This is a genomic window from Proteus sp. FZP2095, from assembly GCF_023701425.1.
In the GTDB taxonomy this organism is placed as follows: Bacteria; Pseudomonadota; Gammaproteobacteria; order Enterobacterales; family Enterobacteriaceae; genus Proteus; species Proteus cibarius.
In genome coordinates, this window is sequence record NZ_JAMQBJ010000002.1 from 456,808 (window position 1) to 469,238 (window position 12,431).

10 protein-coding genes are annotated in these 12,431 nt (G+C 37.5%); 5 read left to right on the forward strand and 5 right to left on the reverse strand.

The window, feature by feature from the left end; all coding sequences use genetic code 11:
- Nucleotides 1-122 precede the first annotated feature (122 nt).
- The 3 genes from epd (at nucleotide 123) to fbaA (ending at nucleotide 3,536) form a co-directional block, all read left to right on the forward strand.
- Complete coding sequence (gene epd, locus NBG71_RS12235; protein ID WP_075673402.1) at nucleotides 123-1,142, forward strand: erythrose-4-phosphate dehydrogenase; 1,020 nt, start codon at nucleotides 123-125, stop codon at nucleotides 1,140-1,142.
- Between the two features lie 87 nt (nucleotides 1,143-1,229).
- Nucleotides 1,230-2,393: a phosphoglycerate kinase gene (pgk, locus tag NBG71_RS12240; protein WP_075673403.1), complete on the forward strand. Its 1,164-nt coding sequence runs from the start codon at nucleotides 1,230-1,232 to the stop codon at nucleotides 2,391-2,393.
- 63 nt (nucleotides 2,394-2,456) lie between these two features.
- The gene (gene fbaA / locus NBG71_RS12245; protein WP_099659923.1) at nucleotides 2,457-3,536 is read left to right on the forward strand and encodes a class II fructose-bisphosphate aldolase; all 1,080 of its coding nucleotides are present in this window, start codon (nucleotides 2,457-2,459) and stop codon (nucleotides 3,534-3,536) included.
- A 253-nt stretch (nucleotides 3,537-3,789) separates the two neighbouring features.
- Here the strand turns inward: fbaA and dtpB are convergent, their stop codons facing one another.
- Complete coding sequence (gene dtpB / locus NBG71_RS12250; RefSeq protein ID WP_196728687.1) at nucleotides 3,790-5,277, reverse strand: dipeptide/tripeptide permease DtpB; 1,488 nt, start codon at nucleotides 5,275-5,277, stop codon at nucleotides 3,790-3,792.
- Between the two features lie 597 nt (nucleotides 5,278-5,874).
- Nucleotides 5,875-6,393, reverse strand: coding sequence for a 4-hydroxyphenylacetate 3-monooxygenase, reductase component (gene hpaC, locus NBG71_RS12255; protein WP_075673406.1), 519 nt, complete (start codon nucleotides 6,391-6,393; stop codon nucleotides 5,875-5,877).
- A 590-nt stretch (nucleotides 6,394-6,983) separates the two neighbouring features.
- Between hpaC and hpaR the strand changes: the two genes are divergently transcribed.
- Nucleotides 6,984-7,421, forward strand: coding sequence for a homoprotocatechuate degradation operon regulator HpaR (gene hpaR, locus NBG71_RS12260; protein WP_075673407.1), 438 nt, complete (start codon nucleotides 6,984-6,986; stop codon nucleotides 7,419-7,421).
- Between the two features lie 65 nt (nucleotides 7,422-7,486).
- Here the strand turns inward: hpaR and betT are convergent, their stop codons facing one another.
- The gene (gene betT, locus NBG71_RS12265) at nucleotides 7,487-9,490 is read right to left on the reverse strand and encodes a choline BCCT transporter BetT (RefSeq protein WP_159241694.1); all 2,004 of its coding nucleotides are present in this window, start codon (nucleotides 9,488-9,490) and stop codon (nucleotides 7,487-7,489) included.
- 365 nt (nucleotides 9,491-9,855) lie between these two features.
- Nucleotides 9,856-10,491 carry a hypothetical protein gene (locus NBG71_RS12270; protein WP_250916886.1) on the reverse strand — a complete coding sequence of 212 codons (636 nt, stop codon included), beginning with the start codon at nucleotides 10,489-10,491 and terminating at the stop codon, nucleotides 9,856-9,858.
- Nucleotides 10,492-10,758: 267 nt separating this feature from the next.
- Between NBG71_RS12270 and NBG71_RS12275 the strand changes: the two genes are divergently transcribed.
- A complete protein-coding gene (locus NBG71_RS12275) occupies nucleotides 10,759-11,421 on the forward strand; it encodes a DUF421 domain-containing protein (protein WP_099659922.1) in 663 nt (220 codons plus the stop codon).
- Between the two features lie 89 nt (nucleotides 11,422-11,510).
- On the opposite strand, the gene rnz is transcribed toward NBG71_RS12275, so the two are convergent.
- Nucleotides 11,511-12,428, reverse strand: coding sequence for a ribonuclease Z (gene rnz / locus NBG71_RS12280; RefSeq protein WP_159241693.1), 918 nt, complete (start codon nucleotides 12,426-12,428; stop codon nucleotides 11,511-11,513).
- Nucleotides 12,429-12,431: the final 3 nt, after the last annotated feature.

Below are 12,431 nucleotides of genomic sequence, written 5' to 3' on the forward strand. Positions count from 1 at the left end.
CAGTTAATCCTGAAATGTCGGTGACTGCACAATTTCTAGATTTACTTGATTTATCGTTGTTGATTAGTATCTTGCTCTATTATTCTAAGCGGTTGCAAATCACAAGTTATCAAGGGAGTCACATGACAATCAGAGTCGCTATTAACGGTTTTGGCCGTATAGGGCGTAATGTGTTAAGAGCGCTTTATGAATCAGGTAAACGAGCTGAAATAACGGTTGTTGCAATAAATGAATTGGCTGATGCGCAAGGTATTGGGCATCTTCTCAAGTATGACTCTAGTCACGGACGTTTTGCTTGGGATGTACGAATTAATAACGATTTATTGCAAGTAGGTGATGATACTATTCGACTTTTTCACCACGCTGATATCACTGATTTACCTTGGGGTGAACTTGGTATCGATGTTGTACTTGATTGTAGTGGTGCTTATGGCTCCCGTGCTGATGGCGAAGCGCATATTGCACAAGGTGCAAAGAAAGTGCTTTTTTCTCATCCCGGTACAACCGATTTAGATGCAACAGTCGTTTTTGGTGTCAATCAACACGAACTAAAAAAAGAGCACCGAATTGTTTCAAACGCATCTTGTACAACAAATTGCATTATTCCCATTATTAAAATGATGGATGACGCATTTAATATAGAATCAGGAACTGTAACAACAATCCATGCAGCCATGAACGATCAACCCGTGATTGATGCATACCATAAAGATTTACGTCGTACTCGTGCAGCTGGACAATCTATTATTCCAGTTGATACGAAGTTGGCTGCGGGAATTACTCGAATTTTCCCGAAATTTAAGGATCATTTTGAGGCAATTTCTGTACGAGTTCCTACAATTAATGTGACGGCAATTGATTTAAGTGTCACTGTAAAAACTGCTGTAAATGTGTTAGATGTCAATCGGTTAATTCAAAAATCAGCAACTGGCGCATTTCGTGGTATAGTGGATTACACAGAATTGCCATTAGTCTCAACTGATTTTAACCACGACCCTCATAGTGCAATCGTTGATGGCACACAAACAAGAGTCAGTGGGCAACACCTGATCAAGACTTTAGTCTGGTGTGATAATGAATGGGGCTTTGCTAACAGAATGCTTGATACAACGTTAGCAATGGCTGCAACTGGTTTTAAATAATCATGTTTTAATGACGGTGTCGCGTAATAATACGACGCACTGAACAGAAGATTACTAAATTTTAGAGAATCAATGAGAGGATTCATCATGTCTGTAATTAAGATGACCGATTTAGACCTAGCGGGTAAACGAGTTCTTATCCGTGCTGACCTGAACGTTCCAGTTAAAGATGGTAAAGTGACTTCAGATGCGCGTATCCGTGCTTCTTTACCAACAATTGAAGCCGCGTTAAAACAAGGCGCTAAAGTGATGGTAACTTCTCACTTAGGTCGTCCTACCGAAGGTGAGTACAACGAAGAGTTCTCTTTAAAACCAGTTGTTGACTATCTGAAAGACAAATTAACTGCACCAGTTAGTCTTGCTAAAGACTATTTAAATGGTGTTGAAGTCAATGCAGGCGAATTAGTTGTTCTTGAAAACGTTCGTTTTAACAAAGGCGAAAAGAAAGACGACGAAACTCTGTCTAAACAATACGCTGCATTATGTGATGTATTCGTAATGGATGCATTCGGTACTGCTCACCGTGCTCAAGCGTCAACTCATGGCGTTGCTAAATTTGCACAAGTTGCTTGTGCAGGTCCACTGTTATCAGCAGAACTTGAAGCATTAGGTAAAGCATTAGATAAACCAGCTCGCCCAATGGTTGCGATTGTTGGTGGTTCTAAAGTTTCAACTAAACTGACTGTATTAGATTCTTTATCAAAAATTGCTGACCAATTAATCGTTGGTGGTGGTATCGCAAATACCTTTATCGCAGCAGAAGGTCATCCAGTAGGTCGCTCTTTATATGAAGCAGACCTTGTTGATGATGCTAAAAAGCTGATGGAAAAATGTGATATTCCAGTACCAAGTGATGTTCGCGTTGCGACTGAATTCTCTGAAACAGCAGAAGCTGTTTTAAAATCAGCAAACGACATCAAAGATGATGAACAAGTACTGGATATCGGTGATGTGACTGCGGAGCGTTTAGCTGAAATCCTGAAAAATGCGAAAACTATCCTGTGGAATGGCCCAGTAGGTGTGTTTGAATTCCCTAACTTCCGTAAAGGTACAGAAATCATCGCTAATGCAATCGCAGAAAGCGAAGCGTTCTCTATCGCAGGTGGTGGTGATACGCTGGCTGCTATTGATTTATTTGATATCGCAGACAAAATCTCTTACATTTCAACCGGTGGTGGTGCTTTCTTAGAATTCGTTGAAGGCAAAAAACTTCCTGCTGTTGCAATGTTAGAAGAACGCGCTAAACAGTAATTAAGTCAGCTCATACAGGTAGAAAGTTATTTTCTACCTGTTCCAAATATAGGATCTTATTACATGTCTAAAGTTTTTGATTTCGTGAAACCGGGTGTCATCACTGGTGATGATGTACAAAAAGTATTTGCAGTAGCAAAAGAAAATAAATTTGCTCTGCCTGCGGTTAACTGTGTAGGTACTGACTCAATCAATGCTGTGTTAGAAGCTGCTGCGAAAGTTCGTTCTCCTGTTATTGTACAGTTCTCTAACGGTGGTGCTGCATTTATCGCAGGTAAAGGTCTTAAATCTGATGTACCACAGCAAGCTGCTATTTTAGGCGCAATTTCTGGTGCTCATCATGTGCATCAAATGGCCGAATACTACGGTGTTCCTGTTATTCTGCATACAGACCACTGTGCGAAAAAATTATTACCATGGATTGATGGTCTGTTAGATGCAGGTGAAAAACACTATGCTAAAACAGGTAAACCACTGTTCTCTTCTCACATGATTGACTTATCTGAAGAGTCATTAGAAGAAAACATCGAAATCTGTGCTAAATATTTAGCGCGTATGGCTAAAATCGATATGACTTTAGAAATCGAATTAGGCTGTACTGGTGGTGAAGAAGACGGTGTTGATAACACAGGTATGGACAGCTCTGCGCTTTATACTCAACCAGAAGATGTTGCTTACGCATACGAAAAACTGAGTGCGGTAAGCCCTCGTTTCACTATCGCGGCATCTTTCGGTAACGTTCATGGTGTTTATAAACCAGGTAACGTTCAGTTAACGCCAAAAATTCTACGTAACTCACAAGACTACGTATCAGAGAAATTTAATCTGCCACATAATAGTTTAGATTTTGTTTTCCATGGCGGTTCTGGTTCTTCTGCAGAAGAAATCAAAGAAGCCGTTGACTATGGTGTTATCAAAATGAATATCGATACCGATACTCAGTGGGCAACTTGGGATGGTATCTTACAGTTCTATAAAAAGAACGAAGGCTATCTGCAAGGCCAATTAGGTAACCCAGAAGGTGCTGATAAACCTAACAAGAAATACTACGATCCACGTAACTGGTTACGTCAAGCACAAGCATCTATGGTTGTTCGTTTAGAACAAGCATTTAAAGAACTGAATTCAGTTGACGTTCTGTAATTGAGTTACTCTTAATGATTAAACTAAACCCGCTTATTTGGCGGGTTTTTTTATACCTGATAAAAAGCGATTAGGGAGTTTGGTTATGATGATATTTATTATTAAGGTTGGGCGCGAAGGGGGGATGTAGGTTAGTCTCTATTAGCAATATCTAGCCAATACGAAATAAAATCTAACGTTGAGATAAAGCAGATATAAAAAAGCGCCTATTAATAAATAGACGCTTAAATCGAGCAATATATTATTTGGAAGATCAGCCAGTGATTTTAGCGCCTTTGCTTTCTTCTTTCATCATACGATTTAATAAAGGTACTGTTGCCCACATAACGATACCTACAATTAAGGTCACAATACCAATTTTACCAAACACATCAGTGTAAATAGGTAATGTTTGTAGTGGATCAGTAATACCTTCTGGTGCTGCGGTGAAGGTTGCTACATAACCGCCTAGCAAATAAGCCGTAGCTTGCGTTAAGAACCACATACCTAAAATAAAGCCCATCATGTATTGCGGTACGAACGCTGCAACCATTGCTAAACCTAACGCACTGATCATCAATTCACCTAAGCTCTGGAATAAATAAACCAGAACGATAAACCAAGGTGAAGTCAAGCCTTGAGCATCGGCAAACCACATGCCTGATGCTGCCGCTGTAAGGAATCCTAACGAGCACAGAAGCATACCTGCGGTAAACTTCGCTGGCATTGATAAGTCTTTACCTTTCGCGCCAAAATGGCTATAAGCGATTGCAAGGATTGGGCTAGCAATAATGATCCAGAATGGATTTAGTGCTTGGAAACTTACAGGGTTAATATCAAAGCCTAAAAGTGTGTGGTGAACGTTATGAATAGCAAAGAAGTTCAGTGAAGTTGGCATCTGTGCATACAGAATGTAGAAAACAACAGCTTCTAACATCAGAACAAATGCAACATACATTTTATTACGTGCAACTCTATCTTTTTGTTTAAAAGCTTCACGGAAATAAATGAAGACAACAATAATAGACAGGCTGACTAAAACGATATTTGCAATCATCACGTTGTGCAGTAGCCATGCACAAACAAATACCATCGCAACAGAACCCGCAATAACTAATAGTAGTTTGCTAAAGCTCATTGGTAAATGGTCAGGTTCAGAACCAATATTGGCAACCATTTTACGACAGAAGAAATAGACTAATAACGCCATGATCAAGCCAATACCACAGATATTATAAGTCAGTGCATATCCGTAGCGTTCAGCAAGTACAGGGGCGATAGATAAAGAAATTAATGAGCCGATATTAATCGACATATAAAATAGCGTAAATGCGCCATCAAGACGTGGATCTTTAGGTGGATAACATTTTGCTAATAGGCTGGCAGGGTTGGCTTTAAATAAACCATTACCAACTGCGATAGTTCCTAATGCATAGAAAATTAAATTAGGATACATAATTGACATACCAGTCATGAAATAACCGATAGCCAAGACAATAGCACCTAAAACAATTGTTCGTTTTGTTCCTAATAAGTGGTCACCAACATAACCACCAATAGAAATAAGCCCATAAACCAGTGCAGAGAATGCACCAAAAGTAATGAAAGCCTGTTCTTGAGAGAAACCGAGTTTACTAACAAAATAAACGGCAAGAATACCTTGTACGCCGTAGTAACCAAAACGTTCCCATAATTCTACAAAGAAAATCATAAAGAATGGTTTAGGCTGTTGTAATAAACCGACTTGAGCGGGTTTATCCATATCTGTAATGCCCCTAATTATTATTTATTTTCAACAACGATGTTATTTACTCACATTCACGAGGAATGTTACACAACGGTAACATTATCTGTCGCATTTAGAGTGATGTTTGCAAATTTAAGAAGGTAATCAGCAAGTCGAGTAGACTAATATATTGATAGAATGACTTCTCAAAGGTTGATCACACTGTAGGTAAGATTAATACCAGATTGAAAAAAATATTCATTAGTTTATTTTCAAATAAAGTCATTTAATTGATGTTTGGTATGAAATATAACCAGTAAGATTATTGTTTGTTTATATTTTAATCTGATTAAATTAAATAAAGATAAAGGGAAAAAGTGGAGGGGAAATATTCTTGATTATGTGACTGATTGATTCTAGAAAGAATTTTTTCACTATAATTAAAAATTATTCTTTTATAACAAACAGATGTTAATAAATATTTAATAAATACCTAAAAGTCAGCCAATGTTATTTAATTAAATAAATATTCACTTAATATAAATAAATATTTAATTTTACTTTGTGATTATAATCAATAAAAAACGCCCTTATTAAAAGTGCGTTTTTATTTTGAGGTAAAATAAGTGAAAGTTAAACGGAGATTGGTACTTGTTCATTTTTAACAGAATGGAAACGACGTTTGAAATAAATAAGTCCATCACCATCTTCACGTACTGAAATATTCCTAATTTCGGTCATATAAACAAAATGTGTACCGACTTGGCGCACATCATAAATATCACCTTCAAGGCAGGCAAGCGCATTAGTTAATACGGGTTGTTGTAATTGTCCGTTTTGCCATCCTGGTTGGGTAAAGCGATCTGCCATCGCGAGCCCTGTCATGCCGGCGAAATGGCATGCCATTTCTTCTTGCTCATGATTCAATATATTGATACTCAATTTTCCATTCTCTTGAAAAATTGAGTTCATCTGACTTTTACTGTTGATGCAAACCATCACGGTAGGTGGGTTATCAGTAACGGAACATACTGCTGTTGCCGTTAAGCCACAACATCCCGCATCGCCATTTGTTGCCACAATATTGACCGCAGCGCCTAAGCTTGCCATTGCATCCCGAAAAAGTGGGTTAGCCTGTTTTTCCTCAGACATTATTTACTCCTACTGCCAGACTTCTCGTCTGTGGGCGTCTTCACTTAAAATAATTATTAGTTAGATAACTAAAGAATCACCTAACTACTCCGCTAACAAAGTTGTAATGTTATTGCCGGTTTCTTTGTTGCGTTGTTTTAAAGCCGTAACGCTACCGCGCATAAACAAAGATAGCAATCTTTCTTTGTTACAACCTGTTAACTTTATCTCAAAAAATAGTGAGACAACCTTATCGCTAAGCGCCATTATTCCTAATTTAAAGGTAGGATAATAGGCAAATCAGGCTACTTTGGGGGATTGGCTGAGGGATAACACAAATTGCCAATTGATGAAAATTGCGTATAGGTCAAGATGTTGCAGAATATGAAATAAACACGAAAAGAAGCATGGGTGATAAATTGCACAAAGGGAATAAAATTGCAAAAATTGAGTCAACTTTATTTATTTGTTAATATGAATAATTGTAACAATTAGTCTATTCTTAGAATATAGTCATTTTATAAACCATAAGTAGCGGTACTTTTTCACTGTCTCTATTGAGTGATATTTTGTCATTTCACCTATAACACCATATAAAGAGCTTCTTGATTATGCATGAATCATTAACTATCGCGCTATTACAAGCACGGGAATCTGCGATGGGTTTTTTTCGACCTGTTCTCAAAGAGCATAATCTGACAGAACAGCAGTGGCGGATCATTCGCGTACTTGCGGATAAACGCTCTATTGATTTCCACGAATTAGCACAAAAATCGTGTATTCTTCGACCAAGTCTAACGGGTATTCTTATTAGAATGGAAAGAGACGAGCTAATTTGTCGTTTAAAACCTGTGAGTGACCAACGTAAACTTTTCGTTTCACTGTCTGCCAATGGGCAAAGTTTATACGATAAAATTCAGCCTAAAATTGAAGAAGGCTATCAATTACTTGAGCAAAAATTTTCCACTGAAAAACTACAACGACTAGCTGGATTATTAAAAGAGCTGATTGCGCTTAATCCAGATGATGTTGAACAATCAGAGAAATAAGTTATTTGATAAGAAAAAAGGAGATGCTATGGCATCTCCTTTTTGTTGTTTTCACTCAGGTAAAATTATTGCTTACCTAACACATGTAAGAAGTGAATGTGTTTTTCATACTGATCAAGAATATCGTGAATGATTTGTTCTTTCGTCCAACCCATTACATCGTAATCTTGTCCACCTTCTTTTAAGTGAATTTCAGCGCGATAATATTTATGTTCTTCGTCTTTTTCTTCATCGCTTAATCCCGCTAAAGCAAAGGCCGGTTGAGTATAAAAACGCAAACGAACTTCATAGAAGAAATTTAAGTCATCACCTAAATCGACCTCAAAACCAATACGATCTTCTTCTTCATTATGAATATAGCATTGTATCGCTTGCTTACTTAGTTCCGCAGAAACCATTTCCATTGATGGCTGAATGACTTCATCCATAAAACGTTTTACATGAGAACGCTTAGGAAAATAGGCAATATTTCTTAAACGGCGTTGCCAAGGGATCGGATTACGGCTTGCTGGTGGTGCAATTGTCGTTAGCTGTTGGCTATCACGTTTATATACATCCACTCGCAATGCTTTTATTAGTCCATATATAGAAGCAAGCAATACCATTGAGAAGGGAAGTGCGCTCGCAATGGTGACTGTTTGTAGCGCAGTTAATCCACCCGCTAATAATAAAGTGATGGCTGAAATACCCATTAAGGCGGCCCAGAAAATACGTTGCCATACAGGTGTTTCACTATCTCCCCCTGATGCTAAGGTGTCCACTACCATAGCTCCAGAGTCCGCAGATGTGACAAAAAACACAATGACCATTAGCATCGCAACAAAGGATAATACGGTTGAGAATGGAAAATAGTTTAAGAACTCAAATAAAGCCAAGGAAACATCTTGTTGCACAATATTGGCGAGTGTCTCGGCACCTTTATCTTTGATTAAATGGATTGCAGTGTTACCAAACACTGTCATCCAAAGTAAAGTAAAGCCAGCAGGAACAAACAGAACACCGACAACAAATTCGCGGATAGTACGACCACGAGAAATGCGGGCAATAAACATCCCTACAAATGGAGACCATGAAAGCCACCAGCCCCAATAAAGCAGAGTCCATCCCCCTAACCAGTCACTCGATTTTGGTTCGTATGCGTAAAGATTAAAGGTTTTACTCACAATTTCGGATAGATATCCCCCCGTATTCTCAACAAATGATTTTAATATCAATACGGTTGGGCCGAGGATAATGACTAATAAAAGAAGAATTACCGCTAATCCTAAGTTAAGTTCAGATAAAAAGCGGATCCCTTTCTCTAATCCAGAAACAACTGAAATAGTCGCAAGTCCTGTTATTACAACAATCAATACAACTTGCACGGTTGGATTAATGGGTACATCAAAAAGGTGATTTAAACCAGCGTTAACTTGCAGAACACCGAAACCAAGAGAAGTTGCGACACCAAAAACTGTTCCCATAACAGCAAAAATATCGACGGCATGACCAATAGGTCCATGTATGCGATCACCAATAATAGGATAAAGTGCAGAACGTAATGTTAATGGCAAACCATGGCGATAAGAGAAAAAAGCCAAGATTAAAGCGACAATGGCATAAATAGCCCACGCATGTAATCCCCAGTGGAAAAAAGTTAATCGCATAGCTTCTTTGGCTGCTTCTATGGTTTGAGCATCACCGGTCGGGGGCATTAAATAATGCATGACAGGTTCAGCAACGCCAAAGAACATTAACCCAATTCCCATTCCCGCAGAAAAGAGCATGGCAAACCAGGCAAAATAGCTAAAATGAGGGCGTGCATGGTCGGGTCCCAGTTTTATTTGACCAAAACGGGAAAGACCTAAATAAGTCACACTCAGCAAAACCAATGCTACGGCTAGAATGTAGAACCAACTCGCATTTGTGAAGAGGTTTTCCTGAAGATGACCTAATTTATCATTAGCCAGCTCTGGAAATAATGCAGAGAAGCCAACGACCAATAAAATTAACAACGCTGATGTATAAAAAACGGGAGGATTAATTTTCATCCTAACTTTTTGAGGGGTTATATCATTTTGTTGACTCATAGCTAACCTATTTTTTGTTATTTTCCTAGAAAGAGACTTTTCGCTACCTACTTTCTGATTATTTATGTTATCAGAAAAGAAAAGTTCATAAGAAAATTTGAATAAAACACCAAGCTGGAAAGATGTTTTATAAAAGAACGGAAATAAATTATTTTTTCCGCAATATGAAGAAAAACACAATTAAATCAATTTATTAATAACTTTATATATTAAATGATTTCGCTCTTTAATAGGTTTCTCCTGTTGAAAAAAGGAGAACATGGTTACATTTTTTGCTTAATCGATCAACCCTTGTCTTTTTTTTGTACAAAAAAAGCCAGTGAAAATTTACTGGCTTTTGATTCATCAAAAAAACTGAAATCAGATTATTTGTTCTCAGTTTTTAAATCATCAATTTTTTGTTTGGCTTGATCCGTTAATTGATCAGCTTTATCAAGTGCTTTATTTTCAGTCTCTTGAGCTTGTTGTTTTACATCATTACTGGTTTTTGATGCATCATCTTTTAACTGATCAACCTTGTTGTCTGCTTCTTGCATCAGGTTATCTGCTGTTTTGCTCGCATCTTGTTTTAGCTCTGCAGCTTTTTCAGATAACTTATTGCTTTCGGCTTCTAGGCTTTGTTTAATTTCTTCAGATTTTGCAACACTTGCATCTTTTAGCTCATCAGTTTTCTGTGAAATGCTCTCTTTTAGAGCATCTGTTTTTTCATCAGCTTGTGTTTTTAACTCAGCGGCTTTTTGTTCAGCTTTATCTTTTAGCTCTTGAGCCTGTTGTGTTAATTCATCTGCTTTTGCCGATGCATCTTCTTTCAAGTCGGCCGCTTTGTCTTTTGCTTGTTGTGTTAATTCATCTGCTTTCTCTTGTGCTGTTTCAGTTACTTGAATCGCTGTTTCTTTTGCCTTATCAATACCTTCATCAACTTTTTTAGATGAATCATCACAACCTGCTGTAATTGTAACAAGACCCGCTAGAACCAATGAAGTAAGTAGTTTTTTATTCATTTTTTTCTCCAAAATGTGTGTTCAAAAACAATTCAGTGATATCCCGCGTAAGAACTAGAAAAGGCGAGAAGCTATTGAGTTGATAGTAAGAGTTTACGGATAAACTATCGTAATAAGTATAGTGTGAGTCTTAAAATCAACAAATCTAAGTATATTAAGTGTTTTTTCTTAGTCAAATATCATCAAAAATAATTTAGATTTTTATCTGGATGAGATTTTCTGCTTTATAATAATAAGCGTAGAGATTATTGGAAATGTGAGACGGAAATGGAATATTACTTTTTGGTTATTATCAAATTTATTATTGGTTTTACTATCATATTAGCCCATATGAATTTATCGGGTAAAACACAACTCTCTCAATTAACTCCTATTGATTTTATTGGTAATTTTGTACTCGGTGGCATTATGGGAGGGGTAATTTATACTGATGCGATCCCTCTTTATCAATATATTATCGTCTTCCTAATTGGTGTTTGTTTTATCTCTTTGCTTAATTATATCAGTAAGCGATTCAATTTTTTTCGTGCAGTAACTATTGGTGATCCTATTCCCATTATAAAAAAGGGCGAGTTTATAATGGAAAACATTATGGAGAAAAAGAACAAAATAGACATTTTAAATATAACATCTCGTCTTCATGCTCAAGGCATTCACTCATTTCAAGAGGTCAATTACGCGCAAATTGAACCTGATGGACAAATCACCGTGGTATGTGATGGTGCAAAAATGCCTTCGATTATTGTTATGAAAGACGGTGTTATTCGAACATCAGAATTAGCGCAAATAGAAAAAGATGAAGCATGGCTTCAAGAAGAGATGAAAAATCAGCATATTGATAAACCAGAAACTATTTTCTTAGCTGAATTTTGGGATGGAAAAGTTAATTTTATTTTGCTAGATGGGAAGATAAAGCGAACTACGGTATAGATAACTCACTAAAATATACGTTGATGAGTGGAATATGATTGATAACGGTGGCGGCATAATATCGCCACTGTTATTTAGTGAAAATGCGATTACAATTTAAATACCTCAAAATCAGAAGCCATTTCAGTATGACTAAAGATCTGCTGACTTTCTTTGAGTAATCCAACACAGTCTTCGGGGGAATAGCGACTACTAATATGTGTGATAATCAGCTTTTTGGCATTAGCGTCTTTGGCTAATTGTGCCGCTTGTACCGTTGTTGAGTGTCCACGGCTATTCGCTTGCTCTGCCATTTCATGTTTAAACGTCGCTTCATGAACAATAACATCTGCATTATTAGCCAGTTTTAATGCATTTGGTGTGGGTTGTGTATCACCAAAAATAGCAATACGACGGCCTTCTGTTTCAGGGCCAATATACTCTTTGCCGTCAACGACCCTTCCATCTGGCAATGTAATGGTTTTACCTTGTTTTAACTCTTGTAGCCAAGGGCCAGCAGGAATATTGTCAGCTTTCAATTTTATGGCATCTAATTTACCCGGTCTGTTTTCTTCTTCTAAGCGATAACCAAAACAAGGTACAGGATGAGAAAGAGCTTCACAGCTGACTTTCATGCCTTCCTCTTCAAACAGAAAGCCCGCTTCGTCAATTTCAACAATATTAATAGGGTACGTTAAATAGGATTGGCTTAATGTCAACGCCGTTTCTATAAAGGTTTTTATACCCGTAGGGCCATACACGGTTAAAAGTGTTTCGGTTCCTCCCATTGAGCGACTACAAAGTAATCCCGGTAAACCAAAAATATGATCGCCATGTAAGTGGGTAATAAAAATTTTATTTAAACGCGGTAGTTTTACGCGGGTATGCAATATTTGATGTTGTGTCGCTTCACCACAATCAAACATCCACATACTTTTTTGTTTATTTTGTAAATCAAGCACCATGCTGGTGACATTGCGATCTTTAGAAGGGACGCCTGCGTTAGTGCCTAAAAAAGTGAGCTCCATAAT

What these genes read in the sequence shown, in the direction of transcription:
- NBG71_RS12270 (WP_250916886.1), bottom strand. Translation starts at nt 10,491, where the DNA reads ATGAATAAAAAACTACTTACTTCATTGGTTCTAGCGGGTCTTGTTACA.
- rnz (WP_159241693.1), bottom strand. Translation starts at nt 12,428, where the DNA reads ATGGAGCTCACTTTTTTAGGCACTAACGCAGGCGTCCCTTCTAAAGAT.
- dtpB (WP_196728687.1), bottom strand. Translation starts at nt 5,277, where the DNA reads ATGGATAAACCCGCTCAAGTCGGTTTATTACAACAGCCTAAACCATTC.
- epd (WP_075673402.1), top strand. Translation starts at nt 123, where the DNA reads ATGACAATCAGAGTCGCTATTAACGGTTTTGGCCGTATAGGGCGTAAT.
- NBG71_RS12275 (WP_099659922.1), top strand. Translation starts at nt 10,759, where the DNA reads ATGGAATATTACTTTTTGGTTATTATCAAATTTATTATTGGTTTTACT.
- hpaR (WP_075673407.1), top strand. Translation starts at nt 6,984, where the DNA reads ATGCATGAATCATTAACTATCGCGCTATTACAAGCACGGGAATCTGCG.
- fbaA (WP_099659923.1), top strand. Translation starts at nt 2,457, where the DNA reads ATGTCTAAAGTTTTTGATTTCGTGAAACCGGGTGTCATCACTGGTGAT.
- pgk (WP_075673403.1), top strand. Translation starts at nt 1,230, where the DNA reads ATGTCTGTAATTAAGATGACCGATTTAGACCTAGCGGGTAAACGAGTT.
- betT (WP_159241694.1), bottom strand. Translation starts at nt 9,490, where the DNA reads ATGAGTCAACAAAATGATATAACCCCTCAAAAAGTTAGGATGAAAATT.
- hpaC (WP_075673406.1), bottom strand. Translation starts at nt 6,393, where the DNA reads ATGTCTGAGGAAAAACAGGCTAACCCACTTTTTCGGGATGCAATGGCA.